This window comes from Mycobacterium sp. DBP42 (genome assembly GCF_005924235.1).
Lineage (GTDB): Bacteria > Actinomycetota > Actinomycetes > Mycobacteriales > Mycobacteriaceae > Mycobacterium > Mycobacterium syngnathidarum.
The window spans coordinates 1-21,880 of the sequence record NZ_VCMY01000068.1; the positions used below are offsets into that span (position 1 = coordinate 1).

22 protein-coding genes and 2 pseudogenes are annotated in these 21,880 nt (G+C 67.4%); 14 read left to right on the forward strand and 10 right to left on the reverse strand.

What is annotated here, in order from left to right; translation table 11 throughout:
- The first annotated feature begins 171 nt into the window (after positions 1-171).
- The 3 genes from E0T84_RS30540 (at position 172) to E0T84_RS30550 (ending at position 5,005) form a co-directional block, all read left to right on the forward strand.
- Entirely contained in the window at positions 172-1,278 is a 1,107-nt protein-coding gene (locus E0T84_RS30540) for an alkene reductase (RefSeq protein WP_138746333.1), read from the forward strand.
- A 337-nt stretch (positions 1,279-1,615) separates the two neighbouring features.
- On the forward strand, positions 1,616-2,827 hold the full coding sequence (locus tag E0T84_RS30545; protein WP_138746334.1) for an acetyl-CoA C-acetyltransferase: 1,212 nt from the start codon (positions 1,616-1,618) through the stop codon (positions 2,825-2,827).
- Positions 2,828-2,857: 30 nt separating this feature from the next.
- Positions 2,858-5,005, forward strand: coding sequence for a 3-hydroxyacyl-CoA dehydrogenase NAD-binding domain-containing protein (locus tag E0T84_RS30550; RefSeq protein ID WP_138746335.1), 2,148 nt, complete (start codon positions 2,858-2,860; stop codon positions 5,003-5,005).
- Between the two features lie 68 nt (positions 5,006-5,073).
- Here E0T84_RS30550 and E0T84_RS30555 read toward each other — a convergent pair whose 3' ends face one another.
- Both E0T84_RS30555 and E0T84_RS30560 read right to left on the reverse strand, forming a co-directional pair.
- The gene (locus E0T84_RS30555) at positions 5,074-5,520 is read right to left on the reverse strand and encodes a TIGR03618 family F420-dependent PPOX class oxidoreductase (protein ID WP_138746336.1); all 447 of its coding nucleotides are present in this window, start codon (positions 5,518-5,520) and stop codon (positions 5,074-5,076) included.
- 9 nt (positions 5,521-5,529) lie between these two features.
- A complete protein-coding gene (locus E0T84_RS30560; RefSeq protein WP_138746337.1) occupies positions 5,530-5,952 on the reverse strand; it encodes a PPOX class F420-dependent oxidoreductase in 423 nt (140 codons plus the stop codon).
- Between the two features lie 166 nt (positions 5,953-6,118).
- Here E0T84_RS30560 and E0T84_RS30565 point away from each other — a divergent pair, with 166 nt between their 5' ends.
- A complete protein-coding gene (locus E0T84_RS30565; protein ID WP_138746338.1) occupies positions 6,119-6,835 on the forward strand; it encodes a nitroreductase in 717 nt (238 codons plus the stop codon).
- On the opposite strand, the gene E0T84_RS30570 is transcribed toward E0T84_RS30565, so the two are convergent.
- Positions 6,781-7,995: an FAD-dependent monooxygenase gene (locus tag E0T84_RS30570; protein WP_138746339.1), complete on the reverse strand. Its 1,215-nt coding sequence runs from the start codon at positions 7,993-7,995 to the stop codon at positions 6,781-6,783. The two genes, E0T84_RS30565 and E0T84_RS30570, sit on opposite strands and share 55 nt — an antisense overlap.
- A 76-nt stretch (positions 7,996-8,071) precedes the next feature.
- Here E0T84_RS30570 and E0T84_RS30575 point away from each other — a divergent pair, with 76 nt between their 5' ends.
- Positions 8,072-8,617, forward strand: a complete 546-nt coding sequence (locus E0T84_RS30575) for a TetR/AcrR family transcriptional regulator (RefSeq protein ID WP_070944734.1) — start codon at positions 8,072-8,074, stop codon at positions 8,615-8,617.
- Positions 8,618-8,700: 83 nt separating this feature from the next.
- On the opposite strand, the gene E0T84_RS30580 is transcribed toward E0T84_RS30575, so the two are convergent.
- Both E0T84_RS30580 and E0T84_RS30585 read right to left on the reverse strand, forming a co-directional pair.
- Complete coding sequence (locus E0T84_RS30580; protein WP_138746340.1) at positions 8,701-9,294, reverse strand: bifunctional 2-polyprenyl-6-hydroxyphenol methylase/3-demethylubiquinol 3-O-methyltransferase UbiG; 594 nt, start codon at positions 9,292-9,294, stop codon at positions 8,701-8,703.
- Between the two features lie 4 nt (positions 9,295-9,298).
- Positions 9,299-9,724 carry a pyridoxamine 5'-phosphate oxidase family protein gene (locus E0T84_RS30585; RefSeq protein WP_138746341.1) on the reverse strand — a complete coding sequence of 142 codons (426 nt, stop codon included), beginning with the start codon at positions 9,722-9,724 and terminating at the stop codon, positions 9,299-9,301.
- A 56-nt stretch (positions 9,725-9,780) separates the two neighbouring features.
- Here E0T84_RS30585 and E0T84_RS30590 point away from each other — a divergent pair, with 56 nt between their 5' ends.
- From E0T84_RS30590 to E0T84_RS30600, 3 genes are all read left to right on the forward strand, one after another.
- Positions 9,781-10,770, forward strand: coding sequence for an LLM class F420-dependent oxidoreductase (locus tag E0T84_RS30590; protein WP_138746342.1), 990 nt, complete (start codon positions 9,781-9,783; stop codon positions 10,768-10,770).
- A gap of 260 nt (positions 10,771-11,030) precedes the next feature.
- Positions 11,031-11,282 carry a hypothetical protein gene (locus E0T84_RS30595; RefSeq protein ID WP_138746343.1) on the forward strand — a complete coding sequence of 84 codons (252 nt, stop codon included), beginning with the start codon at positions 11,031-11,033 and terminating at the stop codon, positions 11,280-11,282.
- Positions 11,283-11,517: 235 nt separating this feature from the next.
- Positions 11,518-12,450, forward strand: a complete 933-nt coding sequence (locus E0T84_RS30600; protein WP_138746344.1) for a LysR family transcriptional regulator — start codon at positions 11,518-11,520, stop codon at positions 12,448-12,450.
- Positions 12,451-12,492: 42 nt separating this feature from the next.
- On the opposite strand, the pseudogene E0T84_RS32525 reads toward E0T84_RS30600, so the two are convergent.
- Positions 12,493-13,512: pseudogene (locus tag E0T84_RS32525) on the reverse strand (YbfB/YjiJ family MFS transporter); the annotation flags it as partial.
- Positions 13,513-13,662: 150 nt separating this feature from the next.
- Here E0T84_RS32525 and E0T84_RS30610 point away from each other — a divergent pair.
- Positions 13,663-14,007, forward strand: a complete 345-nt coding sequence (locus E0T84_RS30610; RefSeq protein ID WP_138746345.1) for a cupin domain-containing protein — start codon at positions 13,663-13,665, stop codon at positions 14,005-14,007.
- 90 nt (positions 14,008-14,097) lie between these two features.
- Positions 14,098-15,630 (forward strand): cytochrome P450, encoded by a 1,533-nt coding sequence (locus E0T84_RS30615; protein WP_138746346.1) that lies wholly within the window; start codon positions 14,098-14,100, stop codon positions 15,628-15,630.
- On the opposite strand, the gene E0T84_RS30620 is transcribed toward E0T84_RS30615, so the two are convergent.
- The 3 genes from E0T84_RS30620 to E0T84_RS30630 form a co-directional block, all read right to left on the reverse strand.
- The gene (locus E0T84_RS30620; protein WP_138746347.1) at positions 15,608-15,952 is read right to left on the reverse strand and encodes a VOC family protein; all 345 of its coding nucleotides are present in this window, start codon (positions 15,950-15,952) and stop codon (positions 15,608-15,610) included. The two genes, E0T84_RS30615 and E0T84_RS30620, sit on opposite strands and share 23 nt — an antisense overlap.
- On the reverse strand, positions 15,949-17,598 hold the full coding sequence (locus E0T84_RS30625) for a DNA repair helicase XPB (protein ID WP_138746348.1): 1,650 nt from the start codon (positions 17,596-17,598) through the stop codon (positions 15,949-15,951). Before E0T84_RS30625 ends, E0T84_RS30620 begins: the two co-directional genes overlap by 4 nt.
- Positions 17,599-17,690: 92 nt before the next feature.
- On the reverse strand, positions 17,691-19,949 hold the full coding sequence (locus tag E0T84_RS30630) for a helicase-associated domain-containing protein (protein WP_138746349.1): 2,259 nt from the start codon (positions 19,947-19,949) through the stop codon (positions 17,691-17,693).
- Between the two features lie 58 nt (positions 19,950-20,007).
- On the opposite strand from E0T84_RS30630, the gene E0T84_RS30635 reads away from it, so the two are divergent.
- Genes E0T84_RS30635 through E0T84_RS30650 form a run of 4 tightly spaced genes read left to right on the forward strand, consistent with a single transcriptional unit; the run spans position 20,008 to position 21,597 of the window.
- Entirely contained in the window at positions 20,008-20,205 is a 198-nt protein-coding gene (locus tag E0T84_RS30635) for a hypothetical protein (protein WP_070944746.1), read from the forward strand.
- Positions 20,206-20,207: 2 nt separating this feature from the next.
- Entirely contained in the window at positions 20,208-20,693 is a 486-nt protein-coding gene (moaC, locus tag E0T84_RS30640; protein ID WP_075909794.1) for a cyclic pyranopterin monophosphate synthase MoaC, read from the forward strand.
- Positions 20,690-21,172 (forward strand): molybdenum cofactor biosynthesis protein B, encoded by a 483-nt coding sequence (locus E0T84_RS30645; protein ID WP_212757743.1) that lies wholly within the window; start codon positions 20,690-20,692, stop codon positions 21,170-21,172. The genes moaC and E0T84_RS30645 overlap by 4 nt, the downstream gene beginning before the upstream one ends.
- On the forward strand, positions 21,169-21,597 hold the full coding sequence (locus tag E0T84_RS30650; protein WP_070944748.1) for a molybdenum cofactor biosynthesis protein MoaE: 429 nt from the start codon (positions 21,169-21,171) through the stop codon (positions 21,595-21,597). Before E0T84_RS30645 ends, E0T84_RS30650 begins: the two co-directional genes overlap by 4 nt.
- A 3-nt stretch (positions 21,598-21,600) precedes the next feature.
- Here E0T84_RS30650 and E0T84_RS30655 read toward each other — a convergent pair.
- Positions 21,601-21,880, reverse strand: a pseudogene (locus tag E0T84_RS30655) (resuscitation-promoting factor RpfA); the annotation flags it as partial.

A 21,880-nucleotide genomic window follows, 5' to 3' on the forward strand; every position in this document is an offset into this window, starting at 1 on the left:
TTCTTCACCCGCGAAGTGCCTTCCCGTCAGGACGATTGAACCCTAGAGAAGTCCAATTATCCCTTGCAGGACAGGCACTTTCGCTTACCTACACACCCCACACGCAACATTCCGTGAAAAATCCGGGCTAGTGCGGGAATGATTGCCGCACTCTCGGCGCTCTGATACGGCGTGACCTACAAACTGAACGCCGACGCCGCACTGCTGCAGCCGATCCAGGTTGGCGAGACCGCCGCTACCAACCGTCTGTTCATGGCACCGCTGACGCGTTCACGTGCCGACGCCGACGGCACTCCTTCACCGCTGGCCGCGCAGTACTACACGCAACGCGCCGGAGCGGGCCTGATCATCAGCGAGGCCACCGCGGTCGCCGAGACCGCCAACGGCGCCTACATGAACACCCCCGGCATCTACACCGACCGCCATCAGCACGGCTGGGCCGAGATCGCCGACTCGGTCCATGCGGCGGGCGGCAAGATGTTCGTTCAGCTGTGGCATGTCGGCCGGATGGCGCACCCTGACATCAGCGGGTTCGAACCCGTCGCGCCGTCGGCGATCGCGGCCGATGTGCTCACCCACACGCCCACGGGTAAGAAGCCGCTGCAGACGCCGCGCGCGCTCGAGACCGCCGAGATCCCGGTGATCGTCGAGCAGTTCCGGGCTGCCGCCCGCCGCGCGATCGATGCGGGCATGGACGGCGTGGAGATCCACGGCGCCAACGGCTACCTGCTGCACCAGTTCGCCTCCGATGTGGTCAACCAGCGCACCGACGCCTACGGCGGTTCGCCGGAGAATCGGGCCCGGCTGACAGCCGAGGTGGTCGAGGCCGTCGTCGACGAGATCGGTGCGGCCCGGGTCGGGCTGCGTATCTCACCGGGGAACACCGCCGGCGGTATGCAGGAGAAAGACACGGTCAGCACCTACGAGGCGTTGTTGGAGCGCATCGCTCCGCTCGGGCTGGCCTACCTGCACGTGCTGATCGACCCGGCCGAGCACACGTTCGGCGTCATCCGCGCGCTGTGGTCTGGCACGTTCGTCCTCAACACCGGCCGCAACTGCGGCACCGACTTCTCCCAGTTGGAGAGCTACGCCGAGTGGGGGGCGATCAGCGCGGCCGCGGTGGGGCGGGCGTTCCTGGCCAACCCTGACCTCATCGACCGGCTGATCCTGGGTGCCGAGCTCAACGAACCCGACATGGCGACCTTCTATGCGCCCGGCCCGGTCGGCTACACCGACTATCCGACGTTGATGGCGATCGAAGAGCCGCGCTCCGCCTGACGCCCCTCGCGTATGAAGCGCTGTGGTGAATTTCGGGCCGGTTTCCCGCCACAGCGCTTCATGCGCGGCGATGGATGGCACCTGCCGCACCGGGCGCACGGCCGCGCGGCGCTCGACCGGGTGTTGAAGGGAGTTTGACGCTGCGGTGAGGGTTGGAAAAGTGCGGGTGAAGTAGGCCCGTGCCGCAGAGTCGATCTGTGTGCAAGGAGATGCTGAGCACAGGCCCAACCAACGGGTTGGGCGAGGCTGCTACGCTGCCGTTCAGAGGACTGCCCACATTCGTCGGGCGGTTCCACAACCCAACCTGAACCGACGCCGATACGGCAGGGGAGCAGACATGTCCGAAGAAGCCTTCATCTACGAGGCGATCCGCACGCCGCGTGGCAAGCAGCGCGGCGGCGCACTCAACGAGATCAAGCCGGTCAACCTGGTTGTCGGCCTGATCGAGGAGATCCGCAGCCGTTACCCCGACCTGGATGAGTCGCTGATCAGCGACGTCATCTTGGGTGTCGTCTCCCCGGTCGGTGACCAGGGCGGCGATATCGCCCGTACCGCCGGTCTGGTGGCCAAGCTGCCCGAGACCACCGGTGGTTTCCAGCTCAACCGCTTCTGCGCCTCGGGCCTCGAGGCCGTCAACCTGGCCGCTCAGAAGGTCCGCTCCGGCTGGGACGACCTGGTGCTGGCCGGTGGTGTCGAGTCGATGAGCCGCGTTCCGATGGGTTCCGACGGCGGCGCCTGGGCTTCTGACCCGGAGACCAACTACCGCATCGGCTTCGTCCCGCAGGGCATCGGCGCCGACCTGATTGCCACCATCGAGGGCTTCTCCCGCGAGGACGTCGACGCCTACGCCGCGCGGTCGCAGGAGCGTGCCGCGGCGGCCTGGTCCGGCGGCTACTTCGCCAAGTCCGTGATCCCGGTCCGCGACCAGAACGGCCTCGTGGTCCTCGATCATGACGAGCACATGCGTCCCGGTTCCACCGTGGAGAGCCTGGGCAAGCTCAAGACCGCGTTCGACGGCGTCGGCGCGATGGGCGGCTTCGACGATGTGGCGCTGCAGAAGTACCACTACGTCGAGAAGATCAACCACGTCCACACCGGCGGCAACAGCTCGGGCATCGTGGACGGCGCCGGCCTGCTGCTGATCGGTAGCGAAAGTGCGGGGAAAGCTCAGAATCTGACCCCGCGCGCCCGCATCGTGGCCACCGCCACCAGCGGCGCCGACCCGGTCATCATGCTCACCGGCCCCACCCCGGCCACCAAGAAGGTGCTCGACCGTGCCGGCCTGACCGTCGATGACATTGACCTGTTCGAGCTCAACGAGGCCTTCGCCTCCGTGGTGCTGAAGTTCCAGAAGGACCTCAACATCCCGGACGAGAAGCTCAACGTCAACGGTGGCGCCATCGCGATGGGTCACCCGCTGGGTGCCACCGGCGCCATGATCACCGGAACCATGGTCGACGAGCTCGAGCGCCGCGGCGCCAAGCGTGCCCTGGTCACGCTGTGCATCGGCGGCGGCATGGGCGTGGCCACCATCATCGAGCGCGTCTGAGCGCGGCCGAACACAAAGGACTGAATACAGATGGCTGAGAACACCATTCAGTGGGACAAGGATGCCGACGGCATCGTCACCCTGACGTTGGACGACCCGACCGGTTCGGCCAACGTGATGAACGATCACTACAAGGAATCCATGCACAATGCCGTGGAACGCCTTGTGGCCGAGCAGGATTCGATCACCGGCGTGGTGATCACCAGCGCCAAGAAGACCTTCTTCGCCGGCGGTGACCTCAAGGGCATGATGAACATCGGCCCCGACGACGCCGCCGAGGCGTTCGAGATGGTCGAGACCATCAAGGCCGACCTGCGCAAGCTGGAGACCCTGCCCAAGCCCGTCGTGGCCGCCATCAACGGCGCCGCGCTCGGCGGCGGCCTGGAGATCGCGCTGGCCACCAACCACCGCATCGCCGCCGACGTCAAGGGCAGCCAGATCGGTCTGCCCGAGGTCACCCTGGGCCTGCTGCCCGGCGGTGGCGGCGTGGCCCGCACCGTGCGCATGTTCGGTATCCAGAAGGCCTTCATGGAGGTCCTGAGCCAGGGCACCCGGTTCAGCCCGGCCAAGGCCAAGGAGACGGGCCTGGTCGACGAGCTCGTCGGTTCGGTCGACGAGCTGGTTCCTGCTGCCAAGGCCTGGATCAAGGCCAACCCCGAGGCCCACACCCAGCCGTGGGACGTCAAGGGCTACAAGATCCCCGGCGGCACCCCGTCCAGCCCGGCGCTGGCCGCGATCCTGCCGTCCTTCCCGGCCCTGTTGAAGAAGCAACTCAAGGGTGCCCCGATGCCCGCACCGCGGGCCATCCTGGACGCTGCTGTCGAAGGTGCCCAGGTCGACTTCGACACCGCCAGCCGCATCGAGAGCCGTTACTTCGTCTCGCTGGTCACCGGTCAGACCGCCAAGAACATGATTCAGGCGTTCTTCCTGGACCTGCAGGCCATCAACGGCGGCGCATCGCGTCCCGACGGCATCGCCAAGCAGGACATCAAGAAGATCGGTGTGCTGGGCGCGGGCATGATGGGCGCCGGTATCGCCTATGTCTCCGCCAAGGCCGGCTACGACGTCGTCCTCAAGGACGTCACCGTCGAGGCCGCCCAGAAGGGCAAGGCGTACTCGGAGGGCCTGGAGGCCAAGGCGCTCAAGCGTGGCAAGACCACCGAGGAGAAGTCCGCGGCGCTGCTGGCTCGGATCACCCCGACCGCCGATCCGCAGGATCTCAAGGGTGTCGACTTCGTGATCGAGGCCGTGTTCGAGAACCAGGAACTCAAGCACAAGGTGTTCCAGGAGATCGAGGACATCGTCGAGCCCAACGCGCTGCTCGGCTCGAACACCTCCACGTTGCCGATCACCGGTCTGGCGACCGGCGTGAAGCGCCAGGAGGACTTCATCGGCATCCACTTCTTCTCGCCGGTCGACAAGATGCCGCTGGTGGAGATCATCAAGGGCGAGAAGACCTCTGACGAGGCGCTGGCCCGGGTGTTCGACTACACGCTGGCCATCAAGAAGACCCCGATCGTCGTCAACGACAGCCGCGGCTTCTTCACCTCGCGCGTGATCGGCACCTTCGTCAACGAGGCGCTGGCCATGCTGGGCGAGGGCGTGGAGCCCGCATCGATCGAGCAGGCGGGTGCGCAGGCCGGTTACCCGGCGGCGCCGCTGCAGCTGAGCGATGAGCTCAACCTGGAGCTCATGCACAAGATCGCCGTGGCCACCAAGGAAGGTGTCGAGGCTGCCGGTGGCACCCACGTGCCGCACCCGGCCGAGGCCGTCGTGGAGAAGATGATCGAGATCGGCCGCCCGTCGCGTCTGAAGGGTGCCGGTTTCTACGAGTACGTCGACGGCAAGCGGACGCAGCTGTGGCCGGGTCTGAAGGAGACCTTCAACTCCGGAACCTCCTCGATCCCGCTGCAGGACATGATCGACCGCATGCTCTTCGCCGAGGCGTTGGAGACTCAGAAGTGCATCGACGAGGGTGTGCTCACCTCGACCGCTGATGCGAACATCGGCTCGATCATGGGTATCGGCTTCCCGCCCTACACCGGTGGTTCGGCCCAGTTCATCGTCGGCTACCAGGGTGAGCTCGGTGTCGGCAAGGAGGCCTTCGTGGCCCGTGCCAAGGAGCTGGCCGCCCGCTACGGCGACCGCTTCCTGCCCCCGGCATCGCTGGAGTCTTAAGCAACAACGTCAAAAGCCCCCGGCGAGCACTTCAGCGCGAGTCGGGGGCTTTTGCGTGCCTGGGCACCTCAGCTCGGGTTCGAGTACACCCGAGCGGGCGTGATCAGCACCGCGGCGCGACGCTCCTCGCGCATGACGCGGTCGTAGGTGTCCCAGTCGTCGTGGGTACCGCCGGCGGCGGTGAACACGTCGCGCAAGAGCCGTCGTAATGCCTCGGCGTCGGTGCCGGGATCAGGATCGTCGGGCCCGATGATGTCGGCGGTGCCCTCGACGGTCACCCATTGCCATCCGGCGCGGGCGACGACGGTGGCCCGGGGATCGGCGCGCAGGTGCGCTAGTTTTCGTGCGCCGCCGATTGCGACGAGGGCGACGACGGGCTCAGCGGTCCGGGGATGTGCCATGACCCCGGCATTCACCACCGAGGATTGGACGCTGCCGTCGCCGCGCAGCGTGCTCAGTACGCACAGCCCGTGATCGCGGGACAGCATGTCGGCGAACTGCGATATGTCGGTCATGGCCGTACCTCAATCCGCCACGTCGAACGCGGCGTGGACTTTCGTGGGCTTGACCCGCACCACGAGTTCGCCTGGCACACCGTTGCGGCGGCCGAACTCCTCGGCCCGCTCGGCACCCATGTAGCGGCCGCCGGTGCGGGTGGCGATGTCGAGTAGCTCGGCGGGATCCTCACTGATCGACGCGATCCCCTGGACTTGCACGAACGCGTACGGCGGATCGGTGTCGTCGACGCAGAGCACCACGCGCGGGTCGCGGGCCAATGCCCGTCCCTTGGCGGTGTTCTTGCCGGTGTTGAACACGAGTGCGCCGTTGTCCACCACGAACCACACGGGCGCGGCCAACGGTCTGCCGTCGGCGGCGACCCAACCCAGTACCGCGGTGCGGGTGCCTTCGGACAGGAACGTGATCACGTCGTCGGTGAGTTCGCCCATGTAGCCACGCTACGCCCGGGGCAGGGACCCGCCCGTGAGGCGCCCGAACGGCATGGTCGGTTGGCACGGCCCCGCAGACTACGGACTTACAAGGGTCCGTTGGCCGTCGCTGACCGGCAGGCTGAGTTCAACGAGTCAAACCGATTGACGAGAAAGGCGGCCGATCGTGGACGTCTACGAGGCAGTGGCCACCCGTCGCGCGGTCCGCGGCTTCACCGATCGGCCCGTCCCCAGGGAGGTGCTGCAGCGTGTGCTTTCGGCTGCGGCGTGGGCGCCGTCGGGGTCGAACCTGCAGCCCTGGCGCATCTTCGTGGTCGCCGGAGAGCCGCTCGCCCGGCTCAAGAAGCTCGCCGTCGAGCGGGTGGCAACCGGCGATGAGTGGGACGAGCCCGAGTACGTGATGTACCCGCCCGAACTGAAATCACCATATGGCGACCGGCGATCCCAGTTCGGGAAGGAGCGGTACAGCGCACTCGGCATCGCGCGCGAGGACTGGGAGGCGCGTCAGCGGGCGGCCATCGCGAACTGGGATGCCTTCGGCGCGCCCGCAGCCCTGTTCTGCTACATCGACCGTGACCTGGGCCGGCCCCAGTGGTCAGACCTGGGGATGTTCCTCCAGACGGTCATGCTGCTGTTGCGTGCCGAAGGTTTGCACAGCTGTCCGCAGATGTCGTGGGCGAAGGTCCGCAAGACCGTCGCGCAGTTCGTCTCACCCCCGGATGAGCTCATGCTCTTCTGTGGCATGTCGGTCGGGTACGAGGATCCGTCGGTCAGCTACATCCGTACCGGCCGGGCCCCGCTGACCGAAACTGTCACGTTCATCGACGATCAGCCGGTTCCGTTTGACGGGGCGGGCCAGTCCGGCAACGGCATGGTGTCGTAGAGCCGCACGCCCTTTGTGTTGAGCCGGGCGAGCGACTGTGTCACGCCCAATGGCAGCATCGAGATCAGCCGGCCCGCGCCGACCAGTGCGCGGATGCCCCAATTGCTTTTCGGAACAACGGTTTTCGCGTTGACGCGGGCCAGCTTCCGGCTGCCGACAACCGGCGCGAGCATCGTGCGTTCGTATGCGGCGAAGGCCGCAGCGTAATCGTCACCGGCCTTGACCATCTCGGCGGCCAAGACGTAGGCGCCGTACACCGCGAGGCTGGTGCTGCCACCGACCGCGGGCCCGGGGCAATAGCCCGCGTCGCCGACGAGGGTCACCCGTCCGCGTGACCACGTCGCCATCTCCAGCTGTGTGATGGCGTCGAAGTAGAACGTCGGCGTCGTGGGCACCTCGCCGAGCCAGCGGTCAACCTCGGGTCCCATGTGCTCGAAGGCGGCGCGCAGTTGTGATTTCTGGCGGTCCGCGTCGCGGTAGTCGTAGTCCAGCGGCCGGCTGGGGCGGAAGATGAACACCGCGCGCGCATCGTCGAGATGGTCGGCGGTGTAGATCCCCGCCATGTGTCCGGGCTTGAAGTAGCCGGTCATCTCGCCGTCGCGGGCCATGCCCTTGGGGACCGAGACGACCGAGAGGTATCCGCCGAGAAAGCTCTCGGAAACGTTGTCGCCGAACGTCAGTCGACGCACGCCGGAGTGCAGGCCGTCGGCTCCCACCACCACGTCGAAGCGGCGTGGGCCGTTGTGCTCGAACGTCACGTCTCCGTCGGGCGAGATCGAGGTGATGGTGTCGCCGAAGAGATACTCGACGTCGTCACGACCGGTGCGGTAATAGATCTCGCTGAGGTCGTCTCGCATGATCTCGACGTGCCGGTCGGACATTGCCCCGATGATCTTGAGGTAGTCCAGGCGGGCCGGGCGCGCCGTGCCGGGTCGGTGAACGATCAGCGCCGTGGTGCCGGTGGCGTGTGCCTCGATGTCGGACAGCACGCCCATGCGCTCGGAGATCTCCATGGCGGGCCGGAACAGGTCGACGGCGTGGCCGCCCGTCTTGCGCAATGCGGGGGAGCGTTCGACGACGGTGACGTCGACCCCGTGCCGCGACAGCCAGTAGGCGAGTACAGGTCCGGCAATGCTGGCGCCGGAGATGAGAACCTTCACGATGGCTCCTTACTTAACGGTCGGTAAGTGCTCCATCCGTGAGCTTACCTATCGTTAAGTAAGTTAGGGTGGCTACGTGGCCAAGCCTGCATTGGATACCCGGCAACGCATCCTCGATGTGGCGCGCGAACTGTTCGCCGAGAAGGGCGTGGTGCGCACCAGCCTGCAGGACATCGCCGACCGCCTCGGCATCACCAAGCCCGCGCTGTACTACCACTTCCGGTCCCGGGAGGACCTGGTCCGCAGCATCCTGCAGCCCCTCATCGACGAGGGGGAGGCCTTCATCGCCGAGCAGGAACGCAAACGCGGCGCATCCCGCGCCTCGGCGCGGGAACTCCTGGAGGGTTACTTCGACTTCCATTTCCGGCACCGCGCCGATCTCGTCCTGATCGTTTCCGAGCTGACCACGTTGGTCGATCTGGGGTTGATCGACCAACTGCTGGCCTGGCGGGCTCGGCTGGGCGTGCTGGTGTTCGGGCGGCGCCCGACACTCGAACAATCCACCCGCGCGGTCATCGCATTCGGCGGTCTGCAGGACTGTTGCCTGCAGTTCCCCGACACGCCCTACGAGCAGCTGCGTACTGCCACCGTGGACGGGGCGATGGCGGCGCTGGGCTTGTAGTTGCGGCCACGGCGTGCCGGAGCGCGAATTCGTTTGCAGCAGAAGCGCTGACGTATCCGCAGATTTTCTGCAGGGATCGCGTGTCAGATTGAATGGGTGAAGAGGTAATGCCGCGCCCGGTTGGTGCCGTTCTGGTCCAGCGCGGGCTCATCCCCGCTCGACAGCAACGTCCAGCCGTCCTTGAAGCGGCGTTGCACTTCGTCGAATCCGATGCCGGGTACCCCCATCGCCGCACCAGGGATGAAGGCCACGATCAGCAGTTGTGCGCCGGGGGCGGCCACCGCGCCGACTTCCCGTACGTAGGCGTCGCGGTCGGTGGGGCTCATCCCGTGTAGGCAGCCACTGTCGACGATCAGCTGGAAGCCCGCGCCGATACCTGATGAACTGAGTTGCGTCACATCGGCTTTGACGAAGTTCACGGGCAGCCCGGCGCCTTTGGTGCGAGCCTTCTTCAGCGGTTTGGCCACGTAGTCCACCCCGGTGACCCGCCACCCGTGCCGGGCCAAGTACACCGCGTTGTCCCCGGTGCCGCAGCCCAGGTCGAGCGCGGTTCCGGGCGGCGACGTGGGGTGGGTACTCTCGACGAGCTTGGTCAGGCTGTGCGCCAACGGGTGGCCGTCCCAGGGCGTGAACCCGAGCCGGTAGAGCCACCGGAACAGCCGTTGGCGCGAGCTCATGGCGTCACAGTGCCCCCAGGTCCGAGGACAGCCAGTGCTCGGGCTTGAAGAAGACCGCGACGCTCTCGCCGTGCTCACGGCGGGCGAACTCCAGATACGGCTCGACCTTCTCCGGCGCCAGGTAGCGCTTGGTCATCTCGACCAGCTGCTCGTCGGTGCCCGGTTCGATGCGGGTGACCGGGCCGTCGACGGCCACATAGCGCACCGTCGGCTCGAGCCGCTCGACCATCAACGTCAGATGCCCGGCTGCCTCGATCAGTCGATGCTTGCGTGATCCCACGCCGGTCAACACCCACGGCTCCCCGCCCGGGGCGTATTGGTACCAGATCGGGACGGTCAGCGGACCGCGCTTGTCTCCTGCGTATACCGAGAGGGCGGCGATGTGAGGTTCGGCCAGAAACTGTTCGCGTTCTTCCTTGGATAGGGCCATGAAACTCAGGCTAGTCCGATGCCATGACACGCGTCGGCGTCGTAGAGTCGGGGTCCATGCGCTTCGGACTTTTCATCCCGCAGGGCTGGCGCCTTGATCTCGTCGACATTCCCACCGAAAACCACTGGCCGGTGATGCGCGATCTCGCGGCCTACGCCGATGCGGGCAGCTGGGACTCGCTGTGGGTCTACGACCACTTCCACACCGTTCCGGTGCCGACCGATGAGGCCACCCACGAGGCCTGGTCGCTGATGTCGGCCTATGCCGCAACGACATCGCGGATCAAGCTCGGCCAGATGTGCACCGCGATGAGCTACCGCAATCCGGTCTACCTGGCCAAAATCGCGGCCACCACCGACATCATCTCCGGTGGCCGCGTGCAGATGGGCATCGGCGGCGGCTGGTACGAGCATGAATGGCGGGCCTACGGCTACGGCTTTCCTTCGGCCGGGGTGCGCCTGGGTCGCCTTGACGAGGGTGTCCAGATCATGCGCGACGCCTGGCGCGACGGGCGGGTCAGCTTCGACGGTAAGCACTACCAGGTCGACGGTGCGATCGTCGCCCCGAAGCCGTTGCAGGACAGCGGTATCCCGTTGTGGATCGCCGGCGGCGGCGAGAAGGTGACATTGCGTATCGCCGCCAAGTACGCGCAGTACACCAACTTCACCTCCGAACCTGACGGTTTCGCCCACAAGTCGCAGGTGCTGGCCGGCCATTGTCGCGACGTCGGCACCGACTACGACGCGATCGTGCGCTCGGCCAATTTCAACGCCGTCATCGGGGATTCCGAGGCCGATGTCGCCGACCGTGTCGCGCGGTTGCGGGCCCGGCAGGTGCCGGTGGCCGGAGAAGCCGCTGTCGATGCCATGCTCGCCAATACCATCGCGTCCGAATCGGCCAGCGGTACACCCGAACAGGTCATCGACAAACTGAAGCGGATGCGTGATCTCGGGTGTGAGTACGCAATCCTGTACTTCCCGGAGGCCGCCTACGACCGGTCGGGCATCGAACTGTTCGAGCAGAAGGTCATTCCCGCGCTGAGCTAGCTGTGTGTCCGCCCCGTGCAAGGACCGTCAAACGTACATCGCCTGACCGGCACATGACCAGTGCCGGTACCTCGGGTGACACCTGTGGCGTCGCTGGGAACCGGGTGGATGCTCCATGATCCCCGTGTGACGCTGATATCACGCGGAAGCCGTGGGCAGATCTGCGTCTGCCCCGACAGTCGGGCCCAGGGGCCACGGTGCTCAACCCCCTGCCGCGCATGGTTTCTCGCGCGGCCGCCCCGGCGGACTGTGCCAGGCCCGTGCACAGCGCTGACATCGCACAATCGCGGCTGTTCGAGGACATTTTGATCGGTGAAATCGCCGAGCTGCGCGACCTTCTCGCCGCCACCGAGCTGCGGTGGCGACGTCTTCGGGAACGCAGCCGAGTGACAGACGCGCCCATGTCCGAGGCGCTGAGTCGGCTGCACGCGCGGATCGCAGAAGCCGAGCGTCTGCTGGTCCAATTGCGGTGCCGGTTTGGCTACGACGGCGATTCACTCCGGGTGATTTGAACAGCGGGGGCCGGTTCGGCTGTCGCCAGGATCGGTTCACTCGGGTGCGGCGGAGACCTGATAGTGGGCGATGCGCCGGTGATGACCGCGACGTGTGGTGTCGTGCTCACGGGAACTCCTTGTTTGAGAACGTCTGGACTGATGCACTGCTCGACGGGCCCGCCGCCCATGTCATGTCCGCCCTGCGCGACCTGTTGGCTCCTTGCTGGGAGGCTGCGCCTACTACGCTGCAACGGTGGAGCTACGTCAGCTGCGCTATTTCGTCACCGTTGCCGAGGAGTTGAACTTCGGCCGGGCGGCTGAGCGTCTGCGTATCGCCGGGCCGTCGCTGTCTCAGCAGATCAAGGCGTTGGAACGCGACCTGAAGGTCACCCTGTTCGACCGCGACCGGCGTTCGGTGGCGCTGACTCACGCGGGCACCGCACTGTTGCCCGAGGTGCGGGCGCTGGTTCAGCAGGCCGATGAACTGCGCAGGCGTGCACAAGGACTGGCGGTGTCGGAGCCCGTCCGGATCGGGTATGTGAACTGGTGTCCCACCGATTGGTCCGAGCGGGCGGCAGGGGTGGCCGACCTGCGGGTGGATACCTGGGTGATGCCGTCGCATACCCAGGCGGCCCGGGTCGCCGACGGCAGCCTCGATCTGGCGATCTGCTGGGTGCAGAACGCCGACCTGGATTCGCTGTCGTTGCGGGCCAGGCTGATTGGAGTGGATCGGTTGTACGCGCTGTGCGCGGGTACCGACGAGTCCCCGGTCGATGCCCGCGACACCACGGTGCTGGTCGATACGGACGCGGCGAGTTGGTCGTCGTGGAATCGTTACGGTGAACTGTTCGCCGCGGCGGTCGGGGCGCCCGTGATGCGCACCGATGACGGGGGCGTCACCGGCCCCACGTTCTTCGAGCATGTGCGACGGCTGCGCCGGCCCGTCCTCAACAATCCAAAGGGGCAGGATGTGTCGTTGCCTGCGGGCCTGGTGCGTCGCCCCGTGGTGGCGCCCACCCCGTTATGGACGTGGTCGTTGGTGTGGCGTCGGGCCGAGGACAGCCCGGCGGTTCTCGCCGTCGTCGACGAGTTCACCCGCGGCATCGGCGATCTCGGTCTGGACGACCCCGGCGCCTGGGTGCCCGACGACGATCCGCATCACCCCCGACACCACGGCGGCAGCTGACACCACCAGGGCGCCGACCAGCAGTGCCGGCGCGAAACCTCGGTGCAGCAGCGGCGCGACCACGAGCGGGCCGAGGATCTGGCCGACCGAGTAGCCGGTGGTGAGCAGCGCGACGGCGCGCGGGTACCGCAGCAGCCTGCCTGCGGCCAGAGCCAGCGTGCTGACACCGATGAAGGTGCCGCCGAACAGCACCGCGCCCACCAGCGCAGCGGTGACCCCGCCGACCATGCCGGCCACGGCGATCCCGACCGCCTGCAGCGCCAGCGCCGCCACCAACAGCGCCGGATGTGACCACCGGCTGCTCAGCGCCGCCCACAGCGCTGCCGACGGCACCGTGGCGAGGCCGACGACCAGCCATGTGCTCCCACCCAGCCACTCCGGTGCACCCTGGGCGACGGCCGCCACCAGGAAAGTTCCGGCGATGATGTAGCCGATCCCTTCCAGCGTGTAGCTGGTCAGCAGCAGAGTGAACGGGCCGTGGGGCGGCCGGGCGTCAGCGGCCGGTGCGGTTGCGGTGCTGTGCGGGACGGCCGGCATCGACCAGGCGGCCAGACCCAGCACGGCAGCCACCGCGGCCGCCGCCCACCAGGCCATTTTCCAGTCTCCGGTGGCCAGCACCAGCAGTGCCGACAGCGCGATTCCGGCGCCGACCCCGCCGAATCCCCATCCGGCCAGGTGTGCGGGATGTCCGTGCAGGTGCTCCAGCATGGTGTTGACGGCGATCACGAACACCAAGGCACTGGTGAATCCGGCCACGCCACGCAGTACCGCCCATTCGAATGTGTTCGTAGACAACGGCATCGCCGCCAGGCTGGCCGCCATCACCGGCAGGCTCACGCGGCACGCGGTGATCGAGCGGGCCAGTCGCGGCCAGATCGAACCTGCCAGCGCCCCGGCGAGATAACCCACGTAGTTCGCTGTGGCGAGGGCGGCGGCGTCGTGGGCGGTGAGACCGGCCTGCGCCGACATCAACGGCAGGATCGGGGTGTAGACGAAGCGGCCGATTCCCATCGCAGAAGCGAGTGCCGCCGCGGTGCGGACCACATGTCCATGTGTGCGCATCGGACCATCGTGCGTTGCGCCGATCTGACACCGCCACGACCGAAACACTCACAGCTGGAAGGCAGTGGCTCTCACGGTCCCGGTCTCGTAAGCGAGGTTCTGCACATATCGCTCACGGTCGGTCGACGGGAGATGGCACGATCGGTGGCTATGGAGAAGATCTCGCTCACCGCGGTTGCCCGTCAGCAGTTGGCCTCAGCCCGCTCTGCCAGTAGCGGACGCAGTGCCCACACGGTCTACGGCGGCCACGAACACCAGCTGCGCCAGACCCTGATCGCGCTGACCGAGGGAAGCGGCCTCGACGAACACGAGAGTCCGGGGGAGGCCACGCTGCAGGTGATCGAGGGCCGGGTGAAACTGGCCAGCTCCCAAGCCAGTTGGGAGGGTTCGCCCGGCGATCACATCGTGATCCCGCGTACCCGCCACAGCCTGCACGCGCTCGAGGATTCGGTGGTGCTGCTCACCGTGGTCAAGGCCATGGGTCCGCACACCTGAGATTGAGCCTGGCCTTATCCCGATACCGTCGGTACTGTATACCCCGAGTCCGGGGTTGGCTTCCCGGCACTTCACCGGGGAGGTGGCCGGATGACTGTGCCCAGCGCGCACACCGCAAACAGCACGTGTCCAGCCCGCGGGGTCGGGACGCTGCACCCACCGCGCTGGGCGCCGACGCCGGTGCGCTGGCAACACACCGAGGTCGGGTACCTCAGATCGTGGTGGCTGGCCCTCAAGGCGATCCGGGCCGGCTACCGGCACACCATCTACGAGTACGCCACCGAACTGCCGGGCCAGGACGACATCGTCGTCGCCCGTACGCCACTCGCCAAGTTCGTGGTGGTGCGCAACCCCGACATCGCCAGGCACGTCCTGGTTTCCAACCAGGACAACTACGCCAAGAACGCCGAGTACGACCTGCTGGCCGTGGCATTCGGCCGGGGTCTGGTCACTGACCTCAATGATGAACTGTGGCAACGTAACCGGCGTCTGGTCCAGCCGATCTTCGCCAAGCGGCAGGTGGATGCCTTCGCGCCGCAGATGACCGAGGCCAGTGTGGCCGCCGCCCGGCGCTGGGAGGCGAACCTGGCGGTCGGTCGGCCGGTGGACATCGCTGCCGAGATGAACTACGTGACCCTGGACATCATCGCTCGCACGATGTTCGGCATCGAACTCAACGGTCGGCTCGCCGAGCAGATGCGCACCGACTTCGCCCGCCTGCTGACGCTTTTCGGCTACGGATTTCTGCTCGGGGCGGCCCGGCCACTGCGCCGGATCGCCGAGCGGGTCTCGTCACCGAGGTTCTCGATCAACGCGTTGCGGCGCGGTGCCTGGCTGGTCGCGCCAAGGGCTCGGCTCGGGCTGCGGCGCATCGAACGATTCATCGATCAGCTCATCGCCGACCATCGCAGCGGCAAGATCGAGCGCACCGACAATCTGCTCGCCTTGTTGATGGCCGCAGAGGATCCCGAAACCGGTTACCGCTACCGTGATCTGGAGATTCGCGACGAGGTCATGACGTTCCTCGGCGCGGGCTTCGAAACCACCGCAGCGGCGCTGGCGTGGACCTGGTACCTGCTGTCGCAGAACCCTGATGCCCGCGACCGGCTCGGACGTGAACTCGACGACGTGCTCGGCGGTCGCGAACCTACCGCGGACGACGTCGAGAACCTGCCGTGGACGCAGGCTGTGGTGGCTGAGGCGATGCGTGTCTACCCGCCCATCATGGGTGTGGCTCGGGTGGCGAAATCCGATGACGTGCTGGGGGATTACCCGATCAAGGCAGGCACCAGCGTCGCCATACTCACGCACAGCATGCACCACAACGATCGAGTGTGGGAGAACGCGGACAGATACGATCCGGAGAGGTTCCTGAAGGAGAACCTGGACGGGCCGCAGCGCCGGGCCCAGATGCCCTTTGGTGCGGGCCGGCGAATGTGCGTTGCCTCGGGTTTCGCCAGCTTCGAAGCGGCGTTGGTGATCGCCACTCTCGCACAGCGGTTCGAGCTCGACCTGGTTCCGGGTCAACGGCTACGCCGCGAGCTCACCTTTACCGGCGGGCCGGACGGTGAATTGCTGATGACGGTGCGTAGGCGCGCTGTCAGCGATGGGTCAGCACGTTGACCACGTTGCCCGCCGCGTCGGCGAAGAAGAACCGCCGTACACCCCACTCCTCGTCGCTGAGTGGATGCACGATCTCCAACCCCGCCTCGACCGCGGCCGCATAGGCGGCGTCGACGTCGTCGACTTCGATCGATACCGACGGATTCACCGGTGCGGTGGCGTCCTTCGTCATCAGACTCACCTGATGGCGCAGCTCGGCATCGGCCAGGGTGACGATCCAGCCGTGGTTCATCACCTCGGTCAGGCCGAGGGTCTGGGTGTATGCCTCGGCGACAGCCAAATCGGACACCGTGAGCACCGGCATCACTCGGCGGACTGTCATATCGCCGGGCCCAACAGGTCGTCGGCGTCCTTGATGACGTAGCCGTATCCCTGTTCGGCCAGGAATCGCTGGCGGTGCGCGGCGTACTCCGCATCGAGCGAATCCCGCGAGACCACCGAGTAGAACACCGCACCGCCGCCGCTGGCCTTGGGTCGCAACAGCCGGCCCAGCCGCTGCGCCTCCTCCTGGCGGGAGCCGAAGGTGCCCGAAACCTGAACGGCCACAGATGCTTCCGGAAGGTCGATGGAGAAGTTCGCCACCTTGCTGACCACCAGCGTGGAGATCTCGCCGCGGCGGAACGCATCGAACAGGGCCTCGCGCTCGGCGTTCTTCGTCGACCCCTGGATCACCGGGGCGTTCAGTTCCTCGCCCAGTTCCTCCAGCTGATCCAGGTAGGCGCCGATCACCAGCGTCGGTTCACCGGGGTGGCGCTCCAGGATCGAGCGGACCACCGCGATCTTGGTGTGCACCGTCGAGCACAGCTTGTAGCGCTCCTCGGGTTCAGCGGTGGCGTACAACATCCGCTCGTTGTCGGTCATCGTCACCCGCACCTCGATGCACTCGGCCGGCGCGATCCAGCCCTGGGCCTCGATATCCTTCCACGGCGCGTCATAGCGCTTCGGCCCGATCAGCGAGAACACGTCACCCTCGCGGCCGTCCTCGCGGATCAACGTCGCCGTCAGGCCCAGCCGCCGCCGGGACTGCAAGTCGGCCGTCATCCGGAACACCGGTGCCGGCAGCAGGTGCACCTCGTCGTAGATGATCAGCCCCCAGTCGCGGCTGTCGAACAATTCGAGATGCTTGTACTCGCCCTTGGTGCGGCGCGTGATCACCTGATACGTCGCGATGGTGACCGGGCGGATCTCCTTCTTCTCACCGGAGTATTCGCCGATCTCGTCCTCGGTCAGCGAGGTGCGGGCCACCAGTTCACGCTTCCACTGCCGCCCGGCCACGGTGTTGGTGACCAGAATCAGCGTCGTCGCCCCGGCCTTGGCCATCGCGGCCGCCCCGACCAGCGTCTTGCCGGCGCCGCACGGCAACACCACCACACCGGAGCCGCCCGCCCAGAACGAGTCGGCGGCCATCTCCTGGTAGTCGCGCAGGTGCCAGCCGTCTTGAGCCAGTTCGATCGGATGGGCCTCCCCGTCGACATAGCCGGCCAGATCCTCGGCCGGCCAGCCGATCTTGAGCAGCATCTGCTTGACGCGGCCACGCTCGCTGTTGTGCACCATCACGGTGTCGTCGTCGATGCGCGCGCCCAGCATCGGGGCGATTTTCTTGTTGCGCAGCACCTCCTCCAGCACCGCGCGGTCCAGGCTGACCAGCGTCAACCCGTGCGCCGGGTGCTTGATCAGCTGCAGCCGTCCGTAGCGGGCCATGGTGTCGACGATGTCGACCAGCAGCGGCTGCGGTACCGGGTATCGGGAGAAGCTGACCAGGGCGTCGACCACCTGCTCGGCGTCGTGGCCGGCCGCCCGGGCGTTCCACAGCGCCAGCGGGGTGATGCGGTAGGTGTGCACGTGCTCGGGGGCGCGTTCGAGCTCGGCGAACGGCGCGATGGCGGCGCGCGCCGCACCGGCCTGTTCGTGGTCGACCTCGAGCAGCACCGTCTTGTCGGACTGCACGATCAGTGGGCCGTCGGTCATTCTGTCCATTATTACGAACCGAGCACTATGCGGAAGATTGCGGCCACCTGGTGACGGCAATCTTCAGCGAAAGTACCCTCGATCCCCGGTCGTCAGTCGGTGTCGGCCGAGACCACGGACGTGACCCGGTGGATGGCGAACTCGCGGACCCGCCCGGCCGCCGGATCGAACGCGGTCAGCTGGCCGCCGCGCACGTTGATGGGGGAGACGACGCGCTGCGTGGCCACCCCCGCGGGGTCGACGTAGCCGATCACCACCGACGTCTGGTTGATCGCCGCGTCCTGCAGTTGGGTGATGGCCATCGCCGGGTCCAGGCGCACGCTGGCGAACGGGCCCGAGGCCACCTTGCGCAGGACCGCGACGATCGCGCCCAGGGTCTGCGCGGTCGGTGGGGTGGGGGGTCGGTAGACGCGGCGGCGGGTCGGTGCCACGACGCGCGCGCCCCGGGCCCTGATGTCGACGACGGTGCCGGTGGAGTCCTCGGCGGCCGGTGCGAATCCGGCTTCGCGCAGCACCGTGAGCACGTCGGCGATCGGGGCCTGAGACACCGCAACGGTCGGAGCGAGCAGCCGTAGCTCCAGGCGGTCGGCACCTGGTGAGGCGACGGCCTGCGCCAAGAGAGCGGGGTCCTCACACCGCAAGAACGACGACGCCATGCCGACGCGCAGCTGGCCGTGGCGGCGCGCGACGTCGTCGATGAGATACGTCAACCCCTGTGGCACGGGTGTTTTCGAGTGTTTTTCGAAAAGTTTGTGCAACTCGCTGGCGGTCCGGCCGGCATCGAGCGCGCGCCGGATGGACGCTTCGCTGATCCGGTAGACCATCGCCGCGCCCGCCGATTCCACGGTGGCCACCTCGGCCAGATGCTCGGCCAAGTCCCGCTCCAGCGGGCCGGGCACGATCACGGTGAGATCTGCTTGCAGCAGAAAGTGGTCGAGCGGCTTCGGCAGCGCTTTCTCCATCGCCGCCAGCACGTCTTCGTCGGGGTCGCCGGCCAGCAGACCGCGGGCCGGCGTGCTGATCGCCCCGCGCCCGACCATGCCGAGCGCATGAGCTTCGGCGAGGAGTCCGCTGACGGTCGCCGGTTGCAGCCGCGCCGCCCACCGGGGCCGTCGCCAGACCATCGCGCGCGATGCCTCCGTGCCGTCGACCCCGGTGCCCGGGGCCAGCTCGGCCAGCACCCTCAGCATCAGCCGGCGGTCCAGCGGAGCGGCCGTCGAATACAGCGAATCCGAGAGGGCGGCAAAGGGTTTGTTGTCCGCCCCGCGACTGCCGATCAGGGCGGGCCGGGCCGGCAGGTCCAGCCAGGTCGCGGCCAGCAGGTGCCAGCGCACGGCGGTGGGGGATTCGACGAACCGGTCGGCTGCCACCGTCGGCGCCCAGTAAGGCCCGGTCCCGTCACCCGGATCCGGTTCGGGCATGCCGGCCGCGATCAGCCCCGAGCCCGCGGACAGTTCCAGCAGCAATCCCAGCCGCGGTTCGTCGATGCCGGTGGTCTTGGCCAAGCGTTTGACGTCACGCACCCCGAGCCCGCCGTTGCGTAACTCGGGAACCGGTGCGCTGCCCAGGGTTTCGATGATCAGGTCGATCTCACGTAGGAGGTCGATTGCCGCACCGGCGGCCACGGCGTCCACATCGGCGGGCGTTGTCACGGTCGTCTCGAGGACCGGTGCGGTCAGTTCCACCGGGCCGGGGGCCTCGCCGCGCATCACCTGGCCGACCACCCGCGGCAGGATCACCGTCTCGTCGTCGATCCGGCGTAGCAGCCCGGCCTCCACCAGCCGTGGCACCGGCCGGTCGGGCGGGGTGCCGGGGGCCGCGTCACGCGTGCGGCCCATGGGCGACCCTTCCAGCAGACGGGCCAGCAGATCGCTCTGGGCTTCGTCGAGGCCTGCCAGTAGGCCGGCGATCTCGTCGGCGCTGCGCTCGGACACTTCGACGGCGGCCTGGCCGACGAACCAGGGCAGTCCGGAGGCGACTTCGGGCGCTACCCGCAGGGTGGCCTCGCCCCAGACGAGAGCCCGCTCGCGCAGATCTTCCAGGGCGGCGGTGATGTCATCGGCGCCGACGCGCTCGCCGAGCAGTTCGTTGACTTCGGACACCGCCACGGCATGTGCGTCGGCATGCAGGACGAGCAATGCGTCCAGGACAGCCAGCCGCAGGAAGTCCAGGGAATCGGTGGCAGCCTTGACCGACTGCCGTGAGGTGGCGCGCGCGGCAAGCGCAGCGATCGTTCCCGGTGGGGGCTGGCTCAGGTCGGGCCGCAGTTCCAGCAGGCGGATGAGGCCCTTGTCGTCGAGGTCGGACAGCCAGGCGCCCAGCGGGTATCCGGGAGTCTGTGCGGCGGTCATATCCTGACCAGCGTAAAGCAGCCCGCCGGTCTCGCCACCAGACGAGGAGCCTGCCACAATGTGGGGCGTGGCTGACAACAAGAAGAACCATTACGTCGACAACGGCTGGCCCGTGCTCTCCGACGGCGATGATCACGCCGTAAGTGAGCTCGCCACCGACCGCACCGGCGCACTGTCCCCGTTCGGCGATGTGACCTTTCCATTGCCGGCCGACGAACTGCCCTTCATCCAGTCGGCCACCGTCGTCAACAGGTAACAGTGGGACTGTCGCACCTCGACGAGTCCGGCGCGGCACACATGGTCGACGTCTCGGCCAAGGACGTCACCAAGCGCACCGCGGTGGCCGTGGGCACCCTGCACACGCGGCCCGATGTGGTGGCCCTGATCGCCTCGGGGGGTCTGCCGAAGGGTGACGCCCTGGCCACCGCGCGGGTGGCCGGAATCATGGCCGCCAAGCGGACGCCCGAGCTGATCCCGCTGTGCCATCAATTGGCGCTGACCGGCGTCGATGTGGATTTCGGCGTCCGCGATGCCGCAGTGGCCATCACCGCCACCGTGCGCAGCACTGATCGCACCGGGGTCGAGATGGAAGCCCTGACCGCGGTGAGCGTCGCCGCGCTGACGCTGTACGACATGATCAAGGCCGTCGACCCCGCCGCACGCATCGACGACATCAAAGTGCTGCGGAAAGAAGGCGGTAAAACGGGAGTATGGGAAAGCCCGTCGGAAAAAACTCAGCAGTGACGCGTTCGGCGCGGGTCATCATCGCCTCCACCCGCGCCGCGGCGGGGGTGTATGACGACCGAACGGGCCCCCTCATCGTCGGCTGGCTGTCCGATCGCGGCTACGACGTCACCGAGCAGATGGTCGTCGCCGATGGGCACGCCGTCGTCGATGCGCTGCGCGCCGCCCTGGCTGAGCGCGTCGACCTGATCATCACCTCCGGCGGAACCGGTATCTCCCCGACCGATGCGACGCCGGAATCCACCGCGTCGGTACTCGACTACCAGATTCCCGGGTTGGCCGATGCCATTCGCCGGGCCGGCGTGCACAAGGTGCCCACCGCCGTGTTGTCCCGAGGCGTGTGTGGTGTCGCCGGACGCACGTTGATCGTCAACCTGCCCGGGTCACCTGGCGGGGTGAAAGACGGCCTTGGCGTGTTGGCCGGTGTGCTCGAGCATGCTTTGGACCAGCTCAGCGGAAAGGACCACCCCACCAGATGAGCGCAACCGTCGTCCGTGTCGAACTGGCCGAGACGCCCATCTCGCTGACCGAGTACGAGGCTCTGGTGGCCCATGAGGCGGCCGGGGCGGTAGTCGGGTTCTCCGGGGTGGTCCGTGATCACGACGGGGGCCGTTCGGTCACTCGGCTCGACTATTCCGCGCACCCCAATGCCCTTCAAACCTTGCAAGAGGTGGCCGCCGAGGTGGCCGCGGAAGCCACCGGCGTGCGGGCGATCGCAGTCAGCCACCGTATCGGGACCCTGCAAATCGGAGACGCCGCCTTGGTGGCCGCGGTGGCCGCAGACCATCGCGCGGCGGCGTTCGAAACCTGCGCCCGGCTCGTCGACACCGTCAAAGAGCGGCTACCGGTGTGGAAGCACCAGTACTTCTCCGACGGCACCGACGAGTGGGTCGGCTCGGCCTGAAACTCAGCCGTTGATGATGACGTTGCCGTCGAGACCCTGCTGCTCGATGGCCTGCTGGATCTTCTCGGTGTAGCTCACCGGCTGTACGGGTGCCGGGGCCGCTTCGGGAGCCGGGGCCTCGGGCAGCGGGGCATCCACGGGAGCGGGTGCCTCAGGCGCCGGCGGCGCCTCGGGAGCGGGCACCTGCAGTGCGGCGTCGGCGATCGGGGCGGCCTCGGGGGCCGGCGCCAGCGCGGCATCCACCGGGACGGCCTCGGGGGCCGGTGCGGGGGCCTCAGGGGCC